This window comes from Cupriavidus sp. 86D6 (assembly GCF_057815095.1).
Genome location: NZ_JBYPSB010000006.1, coordinates 222,183 through 244,999, shown reverse-complemented (window position 1 = coordinate 244,999; position 22,817 = coordinate 222,183). Strand labels below are relative to the sequence as shown.

Annotated in this window: 18 protein-coding genes; 13 read left to right on the top strand and 5 right to left on the bottom strand. The window is 66.2% G+C overall.

From position 1 onward, the window contains the following. Positions 1–84 precede the first annotated feature (84 nt). From AC3G88_RS16670 to AC3G88_RS16655, 4 genes are all read left to right on the top strand, one after another. Complete coding sequence (locus AC3G88_RS16670; protein ID WP_488893580.1) at positions 85–1,260, top strand: LysM peptidoglycan-binding domain-containing protein; 1,176 nt, start codon at positions 85–87, stop codon at positions 1,258–1,260. Between the two features lie 41 nt (positions 1,261–1,301). Continuing rightward, on the top strand, positions 1,302–2,453 hold the full coding sequence (dprA, locus tag AC3G88_RS16665) for a DNA-processing protein DprA (protein ID WP_488893579.1): 1,152 nt from the start codon (positions 1,302–1,304) through the stop codon (positions 2,451–2,453). A 34-nt stretch (positions 2,454–2,487) separates the two neighbouring features. After that, complete coding sequence (locus AC3G88_RS16660) at positions 2,488–2,895, top strand: thioredoxin family protein (protein ID WP_488893578.1); 408 nt, start codon at positions 2,488–2,490, stop codon at positions 2,893–2,895. A 158-nt stretch (positions 2,896–3,053) separates the two neighbouring features. After that, on the top strand, positions 3,054–5,771 hold the full coding sequence (locus AC3G88_RS16655) for a DNA topoisomerase III (protein ID WP_488893577.1): 2,718 nt from the start codon (positions 3,054–3,056) through the stop codon (positions 5,769–5,771). 57 nt (positions 5,772–5,828) lie between these two features. Here the strand turns inward: AC3G88_RS16655 and AC3G88_RS16650 are convergent, their stop codons facing one another. Beyond that, entirely contained in the window at positions 5,829–6,752 is a 924-nt protein-coding gene (locus AC3G88_RS16650) for a LysR family transcriptional regulator (RefSeq protein ID WP_092600569.1), read from the bottom strand. Between the two features lie 188 nt (positions 6,753–6,940). Between AC3G88_RS16650 and AC3G88_RS16645 the strand changes: the two genes are divergently transcribed. Further along, complete coding sequence (locus AC3G88_RS16645; RefSeq protein ID WP_153946273.1) at positions 6,941–7,189, top strand: hypothetical protein; 249 nt, start codon at positions 6,941–6,943, stop codon at positions 7,187–7,189. A 168-nt stretch (positions 7,190–7,357) separates the two neighbouring features. Here AC3G88_RS16645 and AC3G88_RS16640 read toward each other — a convergent pair whose 3' ends face one another. The 3 genes from AC3G88_RS16640 to AC3G88_RS16630 form a co-directional block, all read right to left on the bottom strand. After that, positions 7,358–7,789: a hypothetical protein gene (locus AC3G88_RS16640; protein WP_400393283.1), complete on the bottom strand. Its 432-nt coding sequence runs from the start codon at positions 7,787–7,789 to the stop codon at positions 7,358–7,360. 243 nt (positions 7,790–8,032) lie between these two features. Continuing rightward, the gene (locus AC3G88_RS16635; RefSeq protein WP_066734504.1) at positions 8,033–8,227 is read right to left on the bottom strand and encodes a YbdD/YjiX family protein; all 195 of its coding nucleotides are present in this window, start codon (positions 8,225–8,227) and stop codon (positions 8,033–8,035) included. A 16-nt stretch (positions 8,228–8,243) separates the two neighbouring features. Next, positions 8,244–10,319, bottom strand: a complete 2,076-nt coding sequence (locus AC3G88_RS16630; protein ID WP_400393281.1) for a carbon starvation CstA family protein — start codon at positions 10,317–10,319, stop codon at positions 8,244–8,246. Positions 10,320–10,702: 383 nt separating this feature from the next. On the opposite strand from AC3G88_RS16630, the gene AC3G88_RS16625 reads away from it, so the two are divergent. From AC3G88_RS16625 to AC3G88_RS16610, 4 genes are all read left to right on the top strand, one after another. Beyond that, the gene (locus tag AC3G88_RS16625) at positions 10,703–12,085 is read left to right on the top strand and encodes a cache domain-containing protein (protein ID WP_488771658.1); all 1,383 of its coding nucleotides are present in this window, start codon (positions 10,703–10,705) and stop codon (positions 12,083–12,085) included. A 5-nt stretch (positions 12,086–12,090) separates the two neighbouring features. After that, positions 12,091–12,780 carry a response regulator gene (locus AC3G88_RS16620; RefSeq protein ID WP_153946269.1) on the top strand — a complete coding sequence of 230 codons (690 nt, stop codon included), beginning with the start codon at positions 12,091–12,093 and terminating at the stop codon, positions 12,778–12,780. 178 nt (positions 12,781–12,958) lie between these two features. Further along, complete coding sequence (locus tag AC3G88_RS16615) at positions 12,959–13,291, top strand: type II toxin-antitoxin system RelE/ParE family toxin (RefSeq protein WP_488893576.1); 333 nt, start codon at positions 12,959–12,961, stop codon at positions 13,289–13,291. Beyond that, entirely contained in the window at positions 13,288–13,608 is a 321-nt protein-coding gene (locus tag AC3G88_RS16610; protein ID WP_488893575.1) for a helix-turn-helix domain-containing protein, read from the top strand. The genes AC3G88_RS16615 and AC3G88_RS16610 overlap by 4 nt, the downstream gene beginning before the upstream one ends. Positions 13,609–13,686: 78 nt before the next feature. Here AC3G88_RS16610 and AC3G88_RS16605 read toward each other — a convergent pair whose 3' ends face one another. Then, the gene (locus tag AC3G88_RS16605) at positions 13,687–15,540 is read right to left on the bottom strand and encodes a phosphoenolpyruvate carboxykinase (GTP) (protein ID WP_488893574.1); all 1,854 of its coding nucleotides are present in this window, start codon (positions 15,538–15,540) and stop codon (positions 13,687–13,689) included. Positions 15,541–16,063: 523 nt separating this feature from the next. Between AC3G88_RS16605 and AC3G88_RS16600 the strand changes: the two genes are divergently transcribed. The 4 genes from AC3G88_RS16600 (at position 16,064) to AC3G88_RS16585 (ending at position 22,729) form a co-directional block, all read left to right on the top strand. Continuing rightward, a complete protein-coding gene (locus AC3G88_RS16600; RefSeq protein WP_153946266.1) occupies positions 16,064–17,077 on the top strand; it encodes a D-2-hydroxyacid dehydrogenase family protein in 1,014 nt (337 codons plus the stop codon). Positions 17,078–17,351: 274 nt separating this feature from the next. Then, complete coding sequence (locus AC3G88_RS16595; RefSeq protein WP_488771654.1) at positions 17,352–17,996, top strand: MOSC domain-containing protein; 645 nt, start codon at positions 17,352–17,354, stop codon at positions 17,994–17,996. 280 nt (positions 17,997–18,276) lie between these two features. Further along, positions 18,277–19,527 carry an efflux RND transporter periplasmic adaptor subunit gene (locus AC3G88_RS16590; RefSeq protein ID WP_488893573.1) on the top strand — a complete coding sequence of 417 codons (1,251 nt, stop codon included), beginning with the start codon at positions 18,277–18,279 and terminating at the stop codon, positions 19,525–19,527. A gap of 4 nt (positions 19,528–19,531) precedes the next feature. Next, positions 19,532–22,729, top strand: a complete 3,198-nt coding sequence (locus tag AC3G88_RS16585) for an efflux RND transporter permease subunit (RefSeq protein ID WP_488771652.1) — start codon at positions 19,532–19,534, stop codon at positions 22,727–22,729. Positions 22,730–22,817: the final 88 nt, after the last annotated feature.

The following is a 22,817-nucleotide window of genomic DNA, read 5'->3' as shown; positions in this document are numbered from 1 at the left end:
CGCTAGTACAAAAATTCAAGGCGCGCCGCAGCAGGCACGCTCTACCTAGGGTCAATCCGGTCGTTCTCCCGACCGGTCAGGAAAATGCGCGATCTTACCAAAGAACAGGCGGCGTCGGGCCGCAGGCTGCACGCGTTCACCCTCGCCATGCTATGTGTCTCCGGCGTCACAGCCGGAGCCGGCATGGCGGTTCAGGCGGCCGATCTGAATGTCTCGGCGGCACAGCTCGCCCAGGCCGATGCGACCGCCCAGCAGGGTATCCCCGTTTCCGAACTGGCGCCCAACGCGCCAGGCCAGTACACCGTGCGCTCGGGCGACACACTGTGGGGCATCTCGGGCCAGTACCTGCGCCAGCCGTGGCGCTGGCCGGCGCTGTGGGGCATGAACCGCCAGCAGGTTCGCAATCCGCACCTGATCTACCCTGGACAGATTCTCTACCTGGTGCAGCGCGATGGCCGCGCGTACCTGTCGACCACGGCGCCCGGTGGCGCCCAGGGCGACACCCGCCTGTCGCCGCGCGTGCGCGGCGAGGGCGGCAACGGCGAGGCCATCCTGAGCATCCCTGCGTCCGACATCGAGCCGTTCCTGACGCGTCCGCTGGTCGTGGAAAAGGATGCGGTGGACTCGTCGGCCCGCATCGTTGCGCTGACCGATGCCCGCGTCTACATGGGGCGTGGAGATACCGGCTACGTGCGCGGCATCGCATCGGCCGACGCGGCGATCGGCAGCGACTGGCAGGCGTTCAAGCCGGCCTTGCCGGTGCGCGACCCCGTCAGCAATGCCGTGATCGGCTTCGAAGCCCAGTACCAGGGCAGCGTGCGCGTGATGCGCGGTCCGGAAGGCCCGGACGCGGTCACCACGGTCCAGGCCACCCAGTCGCCGCAGGAAATGGGCGCGGGTTCGCTGCTGCTGCCGCAGCCGGCGCGCGAACTGGTGCGCTACGTGCCCCATGCGCCGGAAGGCAACGTCGAGGCCCGCATCGCCGCCGTCTATGGCGGCGTGGAATACGGCGGCGCCAAGCAGGTGGTGGTGCTGAACCTGGGCGCCAACGGTGGCCTGGAGCCGGGTCACGTGCTGGCGCTGTCGCGCGTGGGCGGCGTGGCCAAGGATCCGACCGACGGCAACCGCAGCATCACGCTGCCCGATGACCGCTATGGGCTGGCCTACGTGTATCGCGTCTTCCCGGGCATCGCCTACGCGCTGGTGACCGATGCCAGCAATGTGATGAAGGTCGGCGACCGCGCCACCAGCCCGCAGTAACCGGCGGGCGCGTGCGCAAGCGCGCGCCGCCGCGTTGTTCGATGACCGATTCGACTCGCGATCCAGCCGAAGTGGCTGCCTGGGTGCGGCTGACGGCCACCCCCGGTGTTTCGGCGCAGGCCGGCCGCCGACTGCTGGCGGCTTTCGGGCTGCCCCAGGCCGTGCTGGCCCAGGACCCTGCAAGGCTCCGCGACGCCGCGGAGCCCGCGGTGGCGCGCGTGCTCGCTGCGCCGCCCGACGCCGACGTATCCGCCCGGATCGATCGCACCCTGCAATGGCTCGACGGCCCTGGCCACCATCTGGTCACGATGGGCGACGCCGCCTATCCGGCGCGCCTGCTCGACCTCGCCGATCCGCCACTGGTGCTCTACGTCAACGGCCAGGTCGCACGCCTGCAGGCGCCGTCACTGGGTATCGTCGGCGCGCGGCATGCCACGGCACAGGGCGTGCGCAATGCGCAGACGTTCGCTTCGGCGTTTTCCGATGCCGGGCTGACCGTGGTGTCAGGGCTCGCACTCGGCATCGATGCCGCAGCGCATGCCGCGGCACTGGAGGGCCCGGGCGGCACGGTCGCCATCGTGGGCACCGGCGTGGACATCGTCTATCCCGCCCGGCACCACAAGCTGGCGCACCAGATCGTCGATACCGGTGGCGCCATCGTCAGCGAATTCCCACTGGGTACGCCGGGATTGCCGAACCATTTTCCGCGTCGCAACCGCATCATCGCGGCGCTGGCGCGGGGCGTGCTGGTGGTGGAAGCCGCCGAGCGGTCGGGTTCGCTGATCACCGCCCGGCTGGCGTCCGAAATCGGCCGTGAGGTGTTTGCGATCCCCGGTTCGATCCACGCCGAGCTTTCGCGGGGCTGCCACAAGCTGATCCGCCAGGGCGCCAAACTTGTGGAGTCGGCGGCCGACGTGTTCGAGGAATTCGCCGACCTGGCGCCAACCGGGGCCGGCCGCGCAACAAGGACGCCGGCGGGGACGAAGGCCAGCCCCGTATCGGTATCGGCCACCCCGCAGCCGGCGGCGGCCGACGCGCTCGGGGCGGCGCTCGCCTATGATCCTGTCACGCTCGATGCATTGTGCGAGGGCACCGGCATGGCGGCGGAGGCGGTATCGGCCGCACTGCTGCAACTGGAACTGGCCGGCGCGGCCGAGCGCCTGCCAGGCAACCGTTTCCGGCGTCTGGCATGATCCGGTATCGCCTTTGCCTCACTTTTCGACTGGAATGGCCGTTTACTTCCCCGAGCAGGATGCCGCAGCCCTGCGCCAGGCGCTTCATGCCCGTCCGCAGGGACGGCTGGTGGCCTGTCTTTGCGCCGCATGGTGCGGCACGTGCAAGGACTATCTGCCAGGCTTTGCGGCGTTGGCGGCACGTTATCCGAACGACTGTTTCGTCTGGATCGATGTCGAAACCCACTCCGACTATCTGGGAGAGGACATCGACATCGAAAACTTTCCTACTGTATTGATTCAGCCCGTCGCTGGCGGCGCACCGCAGTTTTACGGAACCGTGCTGCCCCACCTCGATGTGCTGGATCGGATGCTGGCGCGTGCGGGTACCATGTCCGGCACGGCGCCAGACATCCCTGAAGTGCTGCCCTGGTTGCTTGGCAGCGGTGCCGATAACGGTTGAGCGTGGTCAGGGCGGGCGGCGGCGGTCGCTTGCACGCCCGTCGGAACCGCGCTTATTATTGGCGCCTCAAAGCCCAGGCCTGCTGTTTACATAGTTTGCCGTGAATTTCAAGAGGCGCGCACTGCACTTCACGCGGTGGCGCCACAAGGACCCGTTGAATGTCTAAAGCCCTCATCATCGCGGAAAAGCCATCGGTCGCTGCCGATATTGCGCGCGCCCTCGGGGGCTTTACCAAGCACGACGAGTATTTCGAGAGCGACGACTACGTGCTGTCCTCGGCGGTTGGCCACCTGGTGGAAATCGCCGCGCCCGACGACTACGAGGTCAAGCGAGGCAAGTGGAGCTTCGCCAATCTGCCGGTGATCCCGCCGCATTTCGACCTGCGCCCGATCGCCAAGACCGAATCGCGCCTGAAAGTGCTCAACCGCCTCATCAAGCGCAAGGATGTGACCGCGCTGATCAACGCCTGTGACGCGGGGCGCGAAGGCGAACTGATTTTCCGGCTGATCGCCCAGCAGGCCAAGGCCAAGCAGCCCGTGCGCCGGCTGTGGCTGCAGTCGATGACGCCGCAGGCGATCCGCGACGGGTTTGCGGCGCTGCGCGAGGACGAGGAAATGCTGCCGCTGGCCGACGCGGCCCGCTGCCGTTCCGAGGCCGACTGGCTGGTCGGGATCAACGGCACGCGCGCGATGACGGCCTTCAACAGCAAGGGCGGCGGCTTCTTCCTGACCACGGTGGGCCGGGTGCAGACGCCGACGCTGTCGATCGTGGTGGAGCGCGAAGAGAAGATCAAACACTTCGTGCCGCGCGACTACTGGGAAGTGCGCGCCGAGTTCATCGCCGCCGCCGGCCTGTACGAGGGCCGCTGGTTCGACCCGAAGTTCAAGAAGAACGAGTTCGACGCCGAGGCACGCGAGTCGCGCCTGTGGAGCGAAGCCGAGGCCAAGAGCATCGTGGCGGCCTGCCGCGACAAGCCGGGCACGGTCACCGAGGAATCGAAGCCGTCCACGCAGCAGTCGCCGGCCCTGTTCGACCTGACCACGCTGCAGCGCGAAGCCAACTCGCGTTTTGGCTTTTCGGCCAAGAACACGCTGGGCCTGGCGCAGGCGCTGTATGAAAAGCACAAGGTGCTGACGTACCCGCGTACCGACGCCCGCGCGCTGCCCGAGGACTACCTGGACACGGTCAAGCAGACCATGGACATGCTGGCCGACAGTTCGCCCAACTACCTGCCGCACGCCAGGAAGATCCTGTCGCAAGGCTGGGTGAAGCCGAACAAGAAGATCTTCGACAACAGCAAGATCAGCGATCACTTCGCCATCATCCCGACGCTGCAGGCGCCGAAGAACCTGTCCGAGCCCGAACAGAAGCTGTACGACCTGGTCGTGCGCCGCTTCCTGGCCGTGTTCTTCCCGGCGGCCGAGTTCCAGGTGACCACGCGGATCACGGAGGTCGCGGGCCATCACTTCAAGACCGAAGGCAAGGTGCTGGTCAATCCGGGCTGGCTTGTGATCTACGGCCGCGAAGCGCAGGGCAAGGACGACAAGGACGCGAACCTGGTGCCGGTGCAGAAGGACGAGCGCGTCAAGACCGACAAGGTCGAGTCCGTCGGCCTGAGCACCCGCCCGCCGGCCCGCTACAACGAAGCGACGCTGCTGTCGGCGATGGAAGGTGCCGGCAAGCTGGTGGACGACGACGCGCTGCGCGAGGCCATGGCCGGCAAGGGCCTGGGCACGCCAGCCACGCGCGCGGCCATCATCGAAGGCCTGCTGACCGAAAAATACCTGGTGCGCGAAGGCCGGGAGCTGATTCCGACCGCCAAGGCGTTCCAGCTGATGACGCTGCTGCGCGGCCTGGGCGTGCAGGAACTGACGCAGGCCGAGCTGACCGGCGAGTGGGAACACAAGCTGTCGCAGATCGAGCGCGGCCGTCTGAAGCGTGATGAATTCATGCGCGAGATCGCGCAGATGACGCAGCAGATTGTCAAGCGCGCCAAGGAATACGACAGCGACACGATCCCTGGCGACTACGCCACACTGAACACGCCGTGCCCGCAGTGCGGGGGCCAGGTCAAGGAAAACTACCGTCGCTTTGCCTGTACGGCGTGCGACTTCTCGATCAGCAAGATCCCGGGCGGACGCCAGTTCGAGATCGACGAAGTCGAGGAACTGCTGCAGAAGAAGGAAATCGGTCCGCTGCAGGGCTTCCGCAGCAAGATGGGCCGTCCGTTCGCCGCCATCCTGAAGCTGGCCAAGGACGACGAAGGCCACTGGAAGATGGAGTTCGACTTCGGGCAGAACGACGAGGAAGACGACGAACCGGTGGACTTCAGCGGGCAGACGCCGGTGGGCCACTGCCCGAAATGCAACGGCCGGGTCTACGAGCACGGCATGAAATACGTCTGCGAGAACGCCGTGGGCAGCGAGAAGACCTGCGACTTCACGACCGGCAAGATCATCCTGCAGCAGGAAATCTCGCGCGAGCAGATCGGCAAGCTGCTGACCGCGGGCAAGACGGACCTGCTGACGGGCTTCAAGTCGTCGCGCACGGGCCGCAACTTCAAGGCATTCCTGGTCAAGCAGCCGGACGGCAAGATCGGCTTCGAGTTCGAGGCACGCGAGCCCAAGGCAGGCGCCAAGCCGGCGGCGAAGTCCGCGGCGGCGAAGTCGGCAGCCAAGGGCGACGAAGCCGAGGCCGCGCCGGCCAAGGCCGCCGCAAAAACGGCTGCAAAAACGGCTGCAAAAACGGCTGCCAAGAAAGCGCCTGCCAGGAAGGTTGCCGCCAAGGCCGCACCGGCCAGGAAGGTAGCCACGAAGACGGCTGCCAAGACGCCGGCGGCCAGGAAGGCGAAGCAGACGGCGGAAGCCGAGGAGTAAGCACTCGCCAGGCTAGCGGGGTGGCAAACGAAAAAGCGAGGCAGGCGCCTCGCTTTTTTATTGGCTGGCCAGCTTGACGAGATTCTCGCCGGCCCGCTGCTTGCCCTCGTCGAGCAGGAAGTCGATGAAGGCGCGCACCTTGGTGGGCAGGAACTTGCGGCTCGGGTAGACCACGCTCACGTCGCGGCGCGGCAACTGGTACTGCGGCAGGATGTGCATCAGGCGTCCCGCCTCGATATTGGGCCGGGCCAGGTACGACGACAGCATCGCGATGCCCATATTGGCCAGCGCCGCCTGGTGTGCCAGTTCGGCGTTGCTGCAGAGCAGGCCCGGGCGAATCGGCACGGTCACCTCCCCTTCCGGCCCGGACAGCGTCCACTCATGCTCGGCCGTGGGAATGCGCATGGCGATGGCGCGATGATTGGACAGGTCGTGGGCGGTGCGCAGCGGCGGATGCTCGCGCAGATAGCCCGGCGAGGCGCACAGGATGATTTCGGCCGAGATCAGCGGCCGCGCCACCAAATGGGAACCGAGACCCAGGTCGGACAGCACCACGCCGACGTCGCGCCCTTCCTCGACGATATCGATCACACGGTCGGACAACTGCACGTCGAAGACCACGTCCGGGTAACGCTGGTGGAACCGCTCCAGGGTTTGCGGCAGCAAGTGCAGGCCGAACATGACCGGCGCCACCAGCCGCAGCGTGCCGGACAACGACTGGCTACGGGCGGTGACGATCGACTCCGCCTCTTCGACGTCTTCAAGAATCTGGGCGCAACGCTGCAGGTAGGTTTCGCCGGCGTCCGTCAGCGACAGGCTGCGCGTGGTGCGGTTCAGCAGTCGCGTGCCGAGATGGCTTTCCAGGTCGGCCACATAGCGTGTGACCACGGCGTTGGACATTTCCAGTTGCTGCGCCGCACGGGCGAAGCTGCCAAGTTCGACTACCTTGGCGAAGACGCGCATCGATTGCAGCCGATCCATGACATAGTCTCCCGCTTCCGCCGTGAACTTTTACACGGTACGGGTAGTTTATTGTTGAAACCACAATCAATCATTGTGGACGCGGCTATTTATTCATATCAGGGGAATGCCTAATATCACGCTAACCGATGCCGCGACGCAGCAATAGCCAGAACGGCGGCATCCTCGAATAAAGTGAAGGATTCGCCATGAACCGCCAAATCGCCCTGATCGCTGCAGCCGTTGTTGCCCTGTCCGCCGCACCCGCCTTCGCCAAGGCAGGCAAGTTCGACCCTTACACCGATGGCGCCAAGGCCACCCGCTTCGACCCGTACACCGACGGCGCGAAGGCCGGCAAGTTCGACACGTTCACGGACGGTGCCAAGGCTGGCAAGTTCGATTCGTTCACCGACGGCGCCAAGTCGTTCGACGTCTACTCGGACGGCGCCAAGATCTGATCCGCCAGGCATTCCGAAAAAAACCCGTACCGATCGGTACGGGTTTTTTGTTTTCTGACGGCAGGTGTCACACGACCCGCGTGATTGGGAGATACGCACGCATCTTGGTGTCGGCCGGCAGCAACGTCATGCCGTCGTAAAAACGGGCCCCGCAGGGCCCGTTTTGGATTAATCGTGGTGATGACGATGCTTGCTGCGCTTGTAGTAGCGGCGGTCATCGTCGTACGAGTTGCTGCGCGACACATTGCCGCCCAGTGCGGCGCCTGCTGCACCGCCCAGACCGGCGCCTACCAGGCCGCCGGTACGGCCGCCCATGGCGTTGCCGGCTGCGGTGCCTGCGCCGCCGCCCAGTGCGCCGCCGATGATGGCGCCGGTGCGTTCGCGGCGATTCGAGGTCAGTGCGCCGCCGGCGCCACCGCCGACTGCGCCGCCGATGATCGACCCGGTGCTGCCGCCCAGGGCACCACCAACAGCGGCACCTGCCACGCCACCCAGGCCACCGCCGAGCGCGTTGTTCAGATCACCTCCTGCAAACGCCGGCAGCGTAGCCGCCGAGAGGGCAAGAGCCAGAGTCAGATTGCGGAGAGGATGGCGAGACATCGTGTTTTCCTTATGTGGTGTGTATCTGGAAACGGAGTGTAGAGAAGCAGCCCTACCCTTGCTGTAACCAGTTGTGAGGTGCTGTAACCCGCTGCAGAAACGGTATCGAACCGTTAAAAAACGATGTTCCGGCGCAACAGCGCGCCATGATACGTCACAAGCCAGCGCCGCGGACGGGCATGAAAAAGCGGCCCCGCAGGGCCGCTTTCTCCTGTTACCCGGGTGGCCGGGCCAGCGCCGCCGTCAGCAGCACTTGCCCTGCCCGCCCCCGTACCGGGCTTCCTGGCGTTCGCGGAAGAATTCCTCGTACGTCATGGGTGCGCGGTCCGGATGGGTGCTTTCCATATGGGCCACGTAGGTCTGGTAGTCGGGCAGGCCCACCATCAGCCGCAGCGACTGGCCCAGGTAACGTCCCATGTTTCCGATCTGATCCAGCATGTGTGGCTCCTTTGGGTCAGTGCGAGGCGGCCGATGCCTGGGCCGGCAGCGGTTCGAACGGCGTTTCGCGGTCGGTGCGCTTGCCCTGGTTGCGGGCCGACATGGCGGTCTTGAAGCCGTAGAAGACGATCGACAGCACCACGAACATGAACAACGCGCACAGGCCGGCGTCCAGGTAGTCGTTGAAGACGATGCGGTGCATCTGCTCCATCGACTTGGCCGGCGCCAGCACCTTGCCTTCGGCAATCGCGGCGCTGAACTTCGACGCGTGCGTCAGGAAGCTCACCTTCGGGTCGGCGTCGAACAGCTTCTGCCAGCCGGCGGTCAGCGTGCAGACCAGCAGCCAGCAGGTGGGCAGCAGCGTCACCCAGGCGTACTGGCCGCGCTTCATCTTGACCAGCACGCAGGTGCCCAGCACCAGCGCCACGGCGGCCAGCATCTGGTTCGAGATACCGAACAGCGGCCACAGCGTGTTGATGCCGCCCAGCGGATCTACCACGCCCTGGTACAGGAAGTAGCCCCAGGCCGCCACGGTCAGCGCGGTGGCGATCAGGTTGGCTGGCAGCGATTCGGTGCGCTTCAGGGACGGCACGAAGCTGCCCAGCAGATCCTGCAGCATGAAGCGGCCGGCACGGGTACCGGCGTCAACCGCGGTCAGGATGAACAGCGCCTCGAACAGGATGGCGAAGTGGTACCAGAACGCCATCATGGCCTGGCCGCCCACCACCTGGTGCAGGATGTGCGCGATACCCACGGCCAGCGTCGGCGCGCCACCGGCACGCGAGATGATCGTATTTTCGCCAACATCCTTGGCGGTCTGGATCAGCACGTCCGGCGTGATCACGAAGCCCCAGGTCGACACGGCCTGGGCCACGGCCTCCGGCGTGGTGCCGATCACGGCCGCCGGGCTGTTCATCGCGAAGTACACGCCCGGTTCGATCACCGACGCGGCCACCAGGGCCATGATGGCGACGAACGACTCGGCCAGCATCGCGCCATAGCCGATGAAGCGCGCGTGCGTTTCGTTTTCCAGCAGCTTGGGCGTGGTGCCCGACGAGATCAGCGCGTGGAAACCCGACACCGCGCCGCAGGCGATGGTGATGAAAAGGAACGGGAACAGGTTGCCCGACCACACCGGGCCGCCGCCCTGCGCGAATTGCGTGAACGCGGGCATCTTCAGTTCCGGTGCCACGATCAGGATGCCGATGGCCAGCGCGATGATGGTGCCGATCTTCAGGAAGGTCGACAGGTAGTCGCGCGGTGCCAGCAGCAGCCACACGGGCAGCACGGCGGCGATGAAGCCGTAGATGATCAGCATCCACGTCAGCGCCTTGCCGTCGTACGTGAACAGCGGCGCCAGCGCGGCGCTTTCGTGCACATACTGGCCGCCGATGATCGCCAGCATCAGCAGCACGAAGCCGATCACCGACACCTCGCCGATGCGGCCCGGACGGATATAGCGCGTGTAGATGCCCATGAAGATGGCGATGGGGATGGTCACCGCCACGGTGAAGGTGCCCCACGGCGAGCCGGCCAGCGCCTTGACCACGATCAGCGCCAGCACCGCCAGGATGATGATCATGATCATGAAGCAGCCGAACAGCGCGATCAGGCCCGGCACGGTGCCCATTTCGGACTTCACCAGGTCGCCCAGCGAACGGCCGTCGCGGCGCGTGGAGATGAACAGGATCATGAAATCCTGCACCGCGCCGGCAAACACCACGCCGGCCAGGATCCACAGCATGCCGGGCATGTAGCCCATCTGCGCGGCCAGCACGGGGCCCACCAGCGGCCCGGCGCCGGCGATGGCGGCAAAGTGGTGGCCGAACAGCACCGCCTTGTTGGTCGGCACGTAGTCCAGGCCGTCGTTGTGGCGCCACGCGGGCGTCATGCGTTTGGGGTCGAGCTGCATCACCTTGTCGGCGATGAAGCGGCTGTAGTAGCGGTAGGCGATCAGGTAAATGCAGAGCGCGGCAACCACGATCCACAGTGCGCTGACGGCTTCACCGCGCGACAGCGCGACAGTGGCGAAGGCAAACGCGCCGAGTACGGCGACGGCCAGCCACAACAGGTGTTGTCCGATGCGATTCATGTTGAAGGGTCTCCTCAGACCGGCTGAAAGAACCTGCGGCGACAGGGAGCCCGGGCAGCGGGGGCGGTGCCGGATGGCGCCAACGACGATCGCGCGGAAAGGGAGTCTCCTGGATGTCTGCGGCGTCCGGTCTGTTTCTCGTCTGGACCCGGATCTTGTCGTGCAGGCAGGCAGTGCCCCCCAGGGGCGGGATCGCCTGGGCCAGGAAGCACCTACTGCGTCGGATTTGCGCCGCGGGCGGGCCCGGGCGCGTGTCCGGCGTGTAGTATTGACACCCGCCCATGTCGACACAAGCGCGAAACTACGCAACACCCTTGCGTAGTAGTACTTAGACCGACGAAATCAAGCGGCCTTCCCGGCATCGGTGTTTACCCCCGGTTCAGATGAAACTCCGCCAAAAGATACTTTTGCTCGCCGTGGCGCCCCTGGCTGTCGCGATGCTGGGCATTGCGCTGGCCGTGCGCTTCCAGGCCACCGCGCTGGCCCGCCACGAGCGCGCGCTGGTGGAAGCCGCCTACCTGCAGAGCAAGGAAACCGAGCTGCGCCACTATGTGGACCTGGCCCAGAGCGCCATCGCGCCGATGGTGCAGTCGGGCCGCACCGACGATGCCACGCGCCAGGCCGCCATGGCAGCCCTGGCCAGGCTCGACTACGGCCCCGACGGCTACTTCTTCGTCTATGACCTGCAGGGTCGGAATCTGATGCATCCGCGCCAGCCGGAACTGGTGGGCCAGGACCTGTGGCTGATGCGTGATCCGCAAGGCGCGTTGACGATCCAGAAACTGGTGACGGCGGCCAAGGCGGGCGGCGGCTCGGTGCGCTACATGTGGCAGAAGCCGTCGTCGAAACAGACCGTGCCCAAGCTGGGCTACGTGGTGGCCGTGCCCGGCTGGAGCTGGATGCTGGGCACCGGGATCTATCTGGACGATGTGGAGCAGACGCTGCGCCAGCTCGATGCACGCGCCGAGACCGATATCCGCGAGACCATGGCCTGGATCGGCGTGATTGCCGCCATCAGCATCCTGCTGGTGGCCGCCAGCGGGCTTGCGCTCAATATCAGCGAACACCGCGAGGCCGACGCCAAGCTGCGCCAGCTGGCCCAGCGCGTGGTGCAGTCGCAGGAGGAAGAACGCGCGCGGTTGTCGCGCGAACTGCACGACGGCATCGGCCAGTTGCTGGTGTCGGTCAAGCTGGTGCTGGAAGCCGCCGCCAACCGGATTCGGCTGGCGCCGTCCGAAGGCGCCTCGGTGGCACCCATCCTGGGCATGGCACTGAACCGGCTCGATTCCGCTTTCAATGAAGTACGACGTGTATCGCGTAACCTGCGGCCGGCCCTGCTGGACGACCTGGGCCTGTACGCGGCCCTGCAGCACCTGGCGCGCGAGATGCAGGCCGGCAGCACGCTGCGGGTGGAGGTCACGCAGACCGGACAGCCCCGCGAACTGGCCGATGAGCAGGCGACGGCGCTGTTCCGCATTGCGCAGGAGGCGCTGACCAATGTCGAACGGCACGCGCATGCCTCGCGCGTGGACGTAGAACTCGAATTTTCTCCATCGGCCACCCGCCTGACCGTGCGCGACAACGGCACCGGCTTCGACGTGGCCCGCATGCAGCACGACCCGCAGCGCGGCATCGGCCTGCGCAATTTGCGCGAACGCATGGCGGCGCTGGGCGGCCAGTTCGACATCGTGTCGATGCCGTCGGGCACGCGGCTCGTGGCGATGCTGCCGGTGGTCACTCTCCCTTCCGATATTCCGCTGTCCTGACCCCTATGACCGTTGCACACGACGACGAGCCCGTCATTCCGCCACCGACCGCCCAGGCCAGGGTCCTGCTGATCGACGACCACGCGCTGGTGCGCGACGGCATGCGCATGCACCTGACGCTACAGCCCGGCCTGGAGGTGGTAGGCGAAGCCGACGACGGCGAGGCCGCGCTGGCGTGGCTGGCCGGCGCCGGACCGGCAAACCTGCCCGAGCTGGTGATCACCGACATCGGCATGCGCGGCATGGGCGGCATCGCGCTGGCCGGGGCGCTGCACGATGCCTATCCCGAAGTGGCTGTGCTGATCGTGTCGATGCACGACAACCTGGAATACGTGCGTCAGGCGATCCGGGCGGGCGCGCGCGGCTACGTGCTCAAGGACGCGCCGGCCGACGAACTGATGGCCGCCATCCAGGCCGTGCTGGCCGGGCGCGTGTTCTACAGCGCGCGCATCGCCCGCGGCATGGCCGAACATGCGATCAGCCCGCTCGACGCCCTGACGCCGCGCGAACGCGACATCCTCCACGGCATTGGCCGCGGCCAGTCCAACAAGGACATCGCGGCACGCCTGGGCGTATCGGTGCGCACCGTGGAAACCCATCGCCTGAACCTGAAACGCAAGCTCGGCATCGAAGGCCGCGCCGAGCTGGTGAAGTACGCCGTCCAGCAACTGGGGATCGAGAACGATCCGGCGTAGTTCGGGGTAGCCCTGCGCCGCCACGCCCAGGCACGTGCACGGCATCACTTGAAGAATCGTCCTATCTACAAGCGAACGCTTGCTGCGTAACGTCGCGGGATGTTGACGTGCGTTGCGCTGTTGCGGTGCCTTGCCTCGCACGTCGTGATCTGTTATAAAATCACAATTGATCTGATAAATGATCGCGACGCCGAACTATAAGCGGCCCTTCCGGGACTTCGTCAAAAAGGCGCGCATTGCGTTGCAGAAGGCAATCGAAGACGAGGTGGAACTCGTTTGCGAAGACCCGGCCGCCGGCGAATCAAAAGCGGGCGACCTGGCAGGTATCCGGGTACACAAATTCCGGTTTCAGCGGCAGGAATACCTGATGGCCTATCGCTCGCCCACACCCGAGTTGGCCGCTGACGGCATAGACATAGACTTCGTCATGATCGACTTCTATCAGGTGGGGCCGCACGAAAATTTCTATGACGCGCTGAAGAGGTATCTCAGGGCAGAGAGGAACGCATGAAGACCATGACAGCACAAACCTTGTTCAACGACCTGCGCCAGTTGCCCGAAGTCGAACGCGAAGCCTTCTTCGTGATGATTGGCCAACAGGCCTTTCGTGACGAGAATTTCAGCCACGACGAAGTGTTCGGCGACCTGGCCAACGCCGAATTTACGGCCAGCGAGGCTGCGGAGTATCTTGGAGTCTCGATGGCCACGTTTCGGCGCCTTGTCCGCGATGGGAAGCTGACGCCCCATGCCGAGGTTGGGCGTAGCCAGCTGTTTGCCGTGGCGGCGCTGGCGGCGTTCAAGCGCCAGCGCAAGGCCATCAAGGGCTGACCGCGCAGCGCCCCCGGCAAACAAAAAAGCCGACCGGCAAGGCCGGTCGGCTTTCGAGGCAGCGGGTGCGGCCGGGGATCAGCCCAGACGCTTGGCCAGTGCGGCCTTGGTTTCCACCAGCGCCGGCGGCAGGTTGTGCTTGAGCTGGGTGAACAGTTCGTCGTGCAGGGCCAGTTCCTTCTGCCAAGCGTCCTGGTCGATGGAAGTAACCAGGTCGAACTGCTCGGCCGTGAACGGCAGGCCGTCCCAGTTCAGGTCGGCGTAGCGCGGCGACGTGCCGAACACGTGGTCCACACCCTGGCCGCGGCCTTCCACGCGGTCGATCATCCACGACAGCACGCGCATGTTTTCACCGAAGCCCGGCCACACGAAGTTGCCGTCGGCGTCCTTGCGGAACCAGTTCACGCAGTAGAACTTCGGCAGCCTGGCGCCTGCGGCTTCGAGCTTCTTGCCCAGCGCGAGCCAGTGGCCGAAGTAGTCGCTCATGTTGTAGCCGCAGAACGGCAGCATCGCGAACGGGTCGCGGCGCACCACGCCTTGCTGGCCGGCGGCGGCGGCGGTGGTTTCCGAACCCATCGTGGCGGCCATGTACACGCCTTCGGTCCAGTTGCGGGCTTCGGTCACCAGCGGCACCGTGGTGCTGCGGCGGCCGCCGAAGATGAATGCATCGATGGCCACGCCAGCCGGGTTGTCCCAGTTTTCGTCAATCGACGGGCATTGCGAGGCCGGCGCCGTGAAGCGCGCGTTCGGGTGGGCAGCCTTGGCGCCGGTTTCCTTGGCGATGGCGGGCGTCCAGTCCTTGCCTTGCCAGTCGATCAGGTGTGCCGGGGCCTCCTTGGTCATGCCTTCCCACCACACGTCGCCGTCGTCGGTCAGCGCCACGTTGGTGAAGATGACGTTTTCCTTCAGGGTCGCCATCGCGTTGAAGTTGGTCTTCTCGCTGGTGCCCGGGGCTACGCCGAAGTAGCCGGCTTCGGGGTTGATCGCGTACAGGCGGCCGTCCTGGCCCGGCTTGATCCATGCGATGTCGTCGCCGATCGTGGTGATCTTCCAGCCGTCGAAGCCCTTGGGCGGGATCAGCATGGCGAAGTTGGTCTTGCCGCAGGCCGACGGGAACGCGGCGGCCACGTGGTACTTCTTGCCTTCGGGCGAGGTCACGCCCAGGATCAGCATGTGCTCGGCCAGCCAGCCTTCGTCACGGCCCATCGTCGACGCGATGCGCAGGGCGAAGCACTTCTTACCCAGCAGCGCATTGCCGCCGTAACCCGAGCCGAACGACCAGATCTCGCGCGATTCCGGGAAATGGACGATGTACTTCGTCGGATTGCAAGGCCAGGCCACGTCCTTCTCGCCGGCCGCCAGCGGCTTGCCCACGGTGTGGACGCACGGCACGAACTCGCCATCGGTGCCCAGCACGTCGTACACGGCGCGGCCCATGCGGGTCATGATGCGCATGTTCACGGCCACGTACGGCGAATCGGACAGTTCCACGCCGATGTGGGCGATCGGCGAACCCAGCGGGCCCATCGAGAACGGCACCACGTACATGGTGCGGCCGCGCATGCAGCCGTCGAACAGGCCGGCCAGCGTGGTGCGCATTTCGGCCGGGGCGGTCCAGTTGTTGGTCGGGCCCGCGTCTTCCCTCTTCTCGGAGCAGATGAAGGTGCGGTCTTCCACACGGGCGACGTCCGACGGATCGGACAGGGCCAGGAACGAATTCTTGCGCTTGGCCGGGTTCAGGCGGCGCATGGTGCCCGCGGCCACCATCTGCTCGCACAGGCGGTCGTATTCTTCCTGCGAGCCGTCGCACCAATAGATCTGGTCGGGTTTGGTGAGAGAGGCGATTTCTGCAACCCAGGCGACCAGTTTCTGGTTCTTTACCCAGGTCGGCACGTTCAGTGCCGGGGTGCCTTGCATGGTGGGGTGGTTCATCTGACTGCTCCAAAGCAAAAGGGAAACCTTGTCATGCCCGATCAGGGTCGTTGCCGGGTCTGGCGGGGAAAGGCGGACGCCGGCGCGGCGTGCCACGTTGGGCATGGCGCACTCGTTCTGTGACCGTCACATCCCGTTACAACTCGGCGACGACCGATTCCGCGCAAATGGTCGCGGGGGCCCCTGCGGCTGCGCTACAGTTGCGCTTCGCCCGCTTTTGGCGGGCGGCAGGGTCCGGTCGGGCATTGTCCGGCGGCGAACAGGGGGCGGGAGCTGGGCTCGACCGCACTGTTGCGCCGCGGAGGCGGGCAAGAATACCACTGTACGGACGCCCTGTTTTTTGCTGCGCAGCATTGTCTCCCCTGCCGGAATGCCTGGAACGACCCGCGCAACCTGGCCGCGCGGGGCTTGCCCGCCGGGACTGTCATCTGTCAATGTTGCGTCAGGGATGTCAACAATACTGTCGGTCGCGCGCTGATTCTGTGGCCGCGCGCACCAAGCCCCCGAGGTCAACGAGTCACCCATGAAGATTGCCGTTCTCGACGATTACCAGGACGCTGTACGCAAGCTGCCGTGCTTTTCCCTGCTGGAAGGGCACGACGTCAAGGTCTTCAACAACACCGTCAAGGGCGTGGGCCAGCTGGCCGCGCGGCTTTCGGACGTGGAGGCGCTGGTCCTGATCCGCGAGCGCACGCGGGTGACGCGCCAATTGCTGGAAAAGTTGCCCAAGCTCAAAATCATCAGCCAGACCGGACGTGCCGGCAGCCATGTGGATCTGGAGGCCTGTACCGACCGTGGCGTGGTGGTGCTGCAGGGTGTCGGGTCGCCGGTGGCGCCGGCGGAACTGACCTGGGCGCTGATCATGGCCGCCCAGCGGCGCATTCCGCAGTACGTGGCCAGCCTCAAGCACGGGGCGTGGCAGCAGTCGGGGCTGAAGTCGACCACCATGCCGCCCAACTTCGGCCTGGGCCAGGTCCTGCGCGGTCAGACGCTGGGCATCTGGGGATACGGCAAGATCGGCCGCCTGCTGGCCGGCTATGGGCGCGCCTTCGGCATGAACGTGCTGGTCTGGGGCCGCGAGGCGTCGCAACAGGGCGCCCGCGAGGACGGCCTGAATGTGGCCGAATCGGTCGAGCAGCTCTTTACCGACAGCGATGTGCTGTCGCTGCACCTGCGCCTGGCCGACGAGACGCGCGGCATCGTCAAGCTGGCCGACCTGCAGCGCATGAAGCCGACGGCTCTCTTCGTCAACACGAGCCGCGCCGAGCTGATCGAGGAAAACGCGCTGGTGGCGGCGCTGAACCGGGGGCGCCCGGGCATGGCGGCCATCGATGTCTTCGAGTCGGAGCCGATCCTGCAGGGCCACGCGCTGCTGCGCATGGAAAACTGCATCTGCACGCCGCACCTGGGGTATGTAGAGCGCGACAGCTACGAGCTGTACTTCCGCACCGCCTTCCAGAACATCCTCGACGTGCTGGAAGGCAAGCACGACAGCATCGTCAATCCCAAGGCGCTCACGCCCGCGCTGAACCGCTGAACCGCTGAACCGCTGAACCGCTGAACCGCTGAACCGCTGAACCGCTGAACCGCTGAACCCCGGCGGCGCGGCCGGGCGCCGTTTCTGCGGCGCCGGCCACCCCGGACAGACGCCGCCGCGTGCCCCCCGCGTGCCCGCCGCGTGCGTCTGTTTGCCCACATTCCACCCCTTCCAGCGAGCGGACGAGCCGGTACACTCGGATCAAAACGTCAGCGCGTGGCACCTGCGTCCCGGTGCATGCGCGCAGGCCCCGCACACGCAAGGAGGGCGTCCCGTGGCCGAATCCGATCCGCGTCCCAATCCCGCAGGCGCCGGTGGCACGGCCGTTGGCCGTCTGCTGGCGATCAATGTCGGCGTGGCCCTGCCCCTGGTGGTGGCCGGGGCCGGCACCGAGGCCGTCGTCATGTCGGCCATCCGCAAGCATCCGCTCAGTACCCTGCATCATCCGATCGCCGTGGGCGTGCACCGCCTGGGGCTGGCGGGCGACGAGCAGGTGGACCGCACCATCCATGGCGGACCGGGCCGGGCCGTGTATGCCTATCCGATCGAACACTACACATGGTGGAACACGCGCCGCCGCGAGGCCGGCGTGGAAGAAGCCGAGCGGCCGCTGGCCTTTGGCGCGCTGGGTGAAAACCTGACGACCCAGGGCCTGCTGGAGACCGCGCTGTGGGTGGGTGACCGAGTGCGCGTCGGGGAGGTCGATTTTGTGGTGGAATCGCCACGCCGTCCCTGTTACAAGCTCAACGCCGCGATGGGCTATGCGCAGGCCGTGCGGGACATGACGCACAGCGGCTTTTCCGGCGTCTACCTGAGCGTGGCCCGGCCGGGCGTGATCCGCGCCGGCGACACCCTGCTGCTGTTGCCCGGCCCCCGCCAGATCCCGCTGGCCTGCCTGAACCCGCGCCCCGGCGCGTGATTCGCCGCCGGGCGGGACGGAGCGCGGGCAAGACCGCGTTAGTCCCAAGTTGAGTCGTCGCGCTTTTCTGATAATGTTTTGCTTCAAATACAAGCAATTCGACCGACTCTTTCCCGCTGGTCCGGACATCCTCCCCCGAGATGCTGTAATGGCTTGTAATACATCGTACTTTGCCTAGAAAGGGCAATGCGGTACTAGTAGCGATTTGCGCGGGCATGACCGGATCCAAGAATCCGCGGCCATTTGGGGAGCGCGCCATGCGGCATTTGAGGGTCCTCACATGAAAACAGACGGGATCGACCAGCCGAAAGGCTTCGTCGATGGCAACTGGAGCGCGTCCACTTCGACCGGACGCGGCCGCGCTTTGCCCTGGGTGGCCATCGCAGGGCTGGTGGTTCTGGCACTGGCAGGCTGGTTTGGCTGGAAGGCGTGGCTGGCGCCGAAACCGGCGGCCAAGGGGCCGGCCGTCACCACGGTGAGCACCGCCGTGGTCCGTCAGTCGGACGTGCCCGTGGAGGTCACCGCCAACGGCACCGTGACCGCGATGCAGACCGTGGACGTGCGTCCGCAGGTTTCCAGCACCGTGCGTACCGTCCATATCAAGGAAGGCCAGTCCGTGAAGCCGGGCGACCTGCTGTTCACGCTGGACACGCGCATGGACGAGGCCAACCTGGCCCGCGCACGCGCCCAGCTGATGCGCGACCAGGCCGACCTGGCCGATGCACGCCGCACGCTGACCCGCAGCCAGGAGCTGCTGCAGCGCAATTTCATCTCGCGCAGCGCGGTGGATACCGCCCAGGCCAAGGTGGACGGCTTCGAGGCCACGATCCGGGCCGACCAGGCGGCCATCGAGGCCGGGCGGGTCGCCGTCAGCTACGGGCAGATCCGCGCCACCATCGGCGGCCGGACCGGGGTGATCAACGTGTTTCCGGGCTCGCTCGTGACGCCGGCCAACACCACCACCACGCCCGCGATGGTGACGATTGCCCAGATCGCGCCGATCACGGTCATGTTCACGCTGCCCGAGCGCCAGCTGGCCTCGCTGCGCGAGGCGCTGCAGGCGGGCCCGGTGACGGTATCCGCGCAACCCAATGACGGCAATCCGGCCCCGGTGAGCGGCAAGATCACGTTCGTCGACAACACGGTGGACCCGCAGTACGGCAGCATCCGCGTCAAGGCGATGTTCCCCAACGACGAGCACCGGCTCTGGCCCGGCACCTACGCCAACGTGAACGCCACGGTGCAGGTGCTGAAAAACGCGCTGAGCGTGCCACCGCAGGCCGTGGTGACGGGGCCGGAAGGCCGCTTTGTCTATATCGTGCAGCCCGACAGCAAGGTGGCCCGCGTGCCGGTCAAGGTGGTGGTGACCACCGCCGCCGCCGCCGTGGTGGAAGGCGTGCAGCCGGGTGCCCGCGTGGTGACCGAAGGCGCCCAGAACCTGCGTCCGGGCACGCTGGTGCGCGAGGCCGCCGCGCGTGGCGCTTCGGCGCCGGCCGCCGCAGCGCCGGCATCGGCCAATCGCGGACATTAAGACCATGTCGCTGTCCGAGCTCTGTATCCGCCGGCCCGTGATGACGGTGCTGCTGTGCCTGGCCGTCATCGTCACGGGCATCGTGCTGTACCCGACCATTCCGATCGCGGCCCTGCCCAGCTTCAATTCGCCCGTGATCCAGGTCACGGCCACGCTGCCCGGCGCCAGCCCCGAGACCATGGCCGCGTCGGTGGCCACGCAGTTGGAGAAGCAGTTCGCCACGATTCCGGGCGTGACGGTGATCAGCTCGTCGAACACGCTCGGCAATTCGAGCATCACGATTGAATTCAACAGCGACCGCAATATCGACGACGCGGCCGTGGACGTGCAGGCCGCGCTGTTCCGCGCGCAGCGGTCGCTGCCGATCGAGATGACGGTGCCGCCGTCGTACCGCAAGGTGAACCCGGCCGATGCGCCGGTGATCCTGCTGGCGATCAACTCGCCGTCGATGAGCCTGGGCGAACTGAACGCGTTTGGCGACAACCTGATCTCGCCCACGCTGGCCACGCTGCCCGGCGTGGCGCAGGTGCAGATCTTCGGCCAGAAGCGTTTTTCGGTGCGCGTGCGCGCCCACCCCGACGCGCTGGCGGCCCGTGGCATGACGCTCGACGAGCTGGCCACCGCCCTCAATCGCGCCAACGCGAACACGCCGGTGGGTACGCTGGACGGCGCGCGCCAGACGCTGACCATCCAGGCCAACCGCCAGATGACCAGCGCCGACGCCTTCCGCAACATCATCGTGGCCAGCCAGCCCAGCGGCGCCGTGGTGCGGCTGTCTGACGTGGCCGACGTGGAAGACAGCGTCGAGACGATCAAGACCGGCAGCTGGCTCAACAACGAGCGGTCGATCGTGCTGGCCGTGCTGCGCCAGCCTGACGCCAATACGGTGGCCGTGGTCGATGCCATCAAGGGCGCGCTGCCGCGCCTGGTGCAGCAGATGCCGGGGTCGGTCAACGTGAGCGTGGTGAATGACCGCTCGAACTCGATCCGCGAGTCGATCCACGACGTGCAGTTCACGCTGGCGCTGACCGTGGCGCTGGTGGTGATGGTGATCTTCCTGTTCCTGCGCCGGGCGGCGGCCACGCTGATTCCCACGGTGTCGCTGCCGATTTCGCTGATCGGCACCGTGGCGCTGATGAAGGCGTTTGGCTACAGCCTGGACAACGTGTCGCTGCTGGCCATCACGCTGGCCGTGGGCCTGGTGGTGGACGATGCCATCGTGATGCTCGAGAACATCGTGCGCCACATCGAGGAAGGCGTGCCGCCGCTGAAGGCGGCGCTGGTGGGGTCACGCGAGATGGGCTTCACCATCCTGTCGATCTCGATCTCGCTGGTGGCGGTGTTCATCCCGATCTTCTTCATGCCCGGCGTGATCGGCCTGCTGTTCCACGAATTCGCCGCGGTGGTGTCGCTGTCGATCCTGGTGTCGGCGCTGGTGTCGCTGACGCTGATTCCAATGCTGTGCGCGCGCTTCCTGTCGGCCGAAAACGTACCGGTGGACGAATCGCAACATGCCTATGGGGATCACGCGCCCGGCGCGCCCGTGCATCACGTGCAGCAGAAGCAGACCATCGGCCTGCGCGCCACGCAATGGTTCGAAGACCTGTTCGAGTGGACGCTGCACAAGTATGCGCGTGGCCTGGACTGGTGCCTGGCGCACCGCCGCGTGGTGCTGGCGGCAGCGGGTTTGACGTTCGTGCTGACCGCCGTGCTGTTCGTGAAGATCCCCAAGGGTTTCTTCCCGGAGGAAGACATTGGCCAGATCCAGGTCAACGCCGAAGGCCCGCAGGATATTTCGTTCGACGCCATGTCAGACCGCCTGCGCGATGCGGCCGAGCGCATCCGCGCCAACCCTGCGGTGAAGAGCGTGGTGGCGTCGATCGGCGGCGGACCGTCGCCGGCCATCAACACGGGCCGCATGTTCGTGGAGCTGAAGCCGCTGGGCGAGCGCCCGAAGATGCCACAGGTGGTGGAATCGCTGCGCAAGGATGTGTCGGGCGTGCCGGGCCTGCAGGTGTACTTCTCGCCGGTGCAGAACCTGCGCCTGGGCGGCCGGCAGAGCAAGAGCCGCTACCAGTACACGCTGCAGAGCGTGAAGTCGGGCCAGTTGCAGGAGTACAGCGACAAGCTGATGGCGAAGATGCGCGCCGAGCCGGTATTCCGCGACGTGACCAGCGATTCACAGCAGTCGGGCCTGGAGGCCCAGTTGACCATCGACCGCGACAAGGCCAACGCGATGGGCGTGCAGATGCAGGACGTCCGGGCGGCGCTGTACACGGCCTTTGGCGAACGCCAGGTATCGACGATCTATACGCCGATCGACAACTACTACGTGATCCTCACCGCCGCCGATGTCGATCGCGTGGACGAGACCGCTTTCTCCAAGCTCTACGTGCGCAGCAAGACCGGGCAGATGGTGCCGGTGTCGGCGTTTGCCACGACCGAGCGCCGGGTGGGCCCGATTGCGGTGAACCACCAGGGCCAGCTGCCGTCGGTGACCGTGTCGTTCAACCTGGCGCCGGGCGCGGCGCTGGGCGATGCCTCGAAGCTGATCGACCGCTTCAGCCGCGAAATCGAGATGCCGTCGTCGATCTTCACCAGCTGGGGCGGCGACGCCGCCGTGTTCCAGTCGTCGCAAGCCACGCAGGTGGTGCTGCTGGTGGCGGCCATCGCGGTCATCTACACGCTGCTGGGCGTGCTCTACGAGAGCTACATCCATCCGCTGACCATCCTGGCCGGGCTGCCGTCGGCGGCCATTGGCGCGTTGCTGACGCTGTTCCTCTTTAACGTCGAACTGTCGCTGATTGCAACAATCGGCGTGCTGATGCTGATCGGCATCGTCAAGAAAAACGCAATCATGATGATCGACTTCGCGCTGGCGGCCCAGCGCGAACAAGGGATGGCGCCGAGCAGGGCCATCCGCCAGGCCTGCCTGCTGCGCTTCCGCCCGATCATGATGACCACGTTCGCCGCCGTGATGGGTGCCCTGCCGCTGGCCCTGGGCCTGGGTGCCGGCGCCGAACTGCGCCAGCCGCTGGGCCTGGCCGTGGTGGGCGGCCTGCTGTTCTCGCAGGTCATCACGCTGTTCATCACGCCGGTGATCTACCTGGCGCTGGATCGATACTCGGGCACCGGCCCGCTGCAGATCGACTCCGAAGGCAATCCGCTGGAAGAGAAGCAGCCCGAGGCGGTTGCACACTGACTGACACCACGCGTGCGCCCCCGTCCCGCGCGGGACGGGGCGCCATTCCGGTCCCCCATCCCCGCCTTCCCTCCGACTGATTCCCGAG

What these genes read in the sequence shown, in the direction of transcription:
- AC3G88_RS16650 (WP_092600569.1), bottom strand. Translation starts at nt 6,752, where the DNA reads ATGGATCGGCTGCAATCGATGCGCGTCTTCGCCAAGGTAGTCGAACTT.
- AC3G88_RS16600 (WP_153946266.1), top strand. Translation starts at nt 16,064, where the DNA reads ATGAAGATTGCCGTTCTCGACGATTACCAGGACGCTGTACGCAAGCTG.
- AC3G88_RS16670 (WP_488893580.1), top strand. Translation starts at nt 85, where the DNA reads ATGCGCGATCTTACCAAAGAACAGGCGGCGTCGGGCCGCAGGCTGCAC.
- AC3G88_RS16625 (WP_488771658.1), top strand. Translation starts at nt 10,703, where the DNA reads ATGAAACTCCGCCAAAAGATACTTTTGCTCGCCGTGGCGCCCCTGGCT.
- AC3G88_RS16605 (WP_488893574.1), bottom strand. Translation starts at nt 15,540, where the DNA reads ATGAACCACCCCACCATGCAAGGCACCCCGGCACTGAACGTGCCGACC.
- AC3G88_RS16645 (WP_153946273.1), top strand. Translation starts at nt 6,941, where the DNA reads ATGAACCGCCAAATCGCCCTGATCGCTGCAGCCGTTGTTGCCCTGTCC.
- AC3G88_RS16610 (WP_488893575.1), top strand. Translation starts at nt 13,288, where the DNA reads ATGAAGACCATGACAGCACAAACCTTGTTCAACGACCTGCGCCAGTTG.
- AC3G88_RS16590 (WP_488893573.1), top strand. Translation starts at nt 18,277, where the DNA reads ATGAAAACAGACGGGATCGACCAGCCGAAAGGCTTCGTCGATGGCAAC.
- AC3G88_RS16585 (WP_488771652.1), top strand. Translation starts at nt 19,532, where the DNA reads ATGTCGCTGTCCGAGCTCTGTATCCGCCGGCCCGTGATGACGGTGCTG.
- AC3G88_RS16620 (WP_153946269.1), top strand. Translation starts at nt 12,091, where the DNA reads ATGACCGTTGCACACGACGACGAGCCCGTCATTCCGCCACCGACCGCC.
- AC3G88_RS16660 (WP_488893578.1), top strand. Translation starts at nt 2,488, where the DNA reads ATGGCCGTTTACTTCCCCGAGCAGGATGCCGCAGCCCTGCGCCAGGCG.
- AC3G88_RS16635 (WP_066734504.1), bottom strand. Translation starts at nt 8,227, where the DNA reads ATGCTGGATCAGATCGGAAACATGGGACGTTACCTGGGCCAGTCGCTG.
- dprA (WP_488893579.1), top strand. Translation starts at nt 1,302, where the DNA reads ATGACCGATTCGACTCGCGATCCAGCCGAAGTGGCTGCCTGGGTGCGG.
- AC3G88_RS16630 (WP_400393281.1), bottom strand. Translation starts at nt 10,319, where the DNA reads ATGAATCGCATCGGACAACACCTGTTGTGGCTGGCCGTCGCCGTACTC.
- AC3G88_RS16655 (WP_488893577.1), top strand. Translation starts at nt 3,054, where the DNA reads ATGTCTAAAGCCCTCATCATCGCGGAAAAGCCATCGGTCGCTGCCGAT.
- AC3G88_RS16640 (WP_400393283.1), bottom strand. Translation starts at nt 7,789, where the DNA reads ATGTCTCGCCATCCTCTCCGCAATCTGACTCTGGCTCTTGCCCTCTCG.
- AC3G88_RS16615 (WP_488893576.1), top strand. Translation starts at nt 12,959, where the DNA reads ATGATCGCGACGCCGAACTATAAGCGGCCCTTCCGGGACTTCGTCAAA.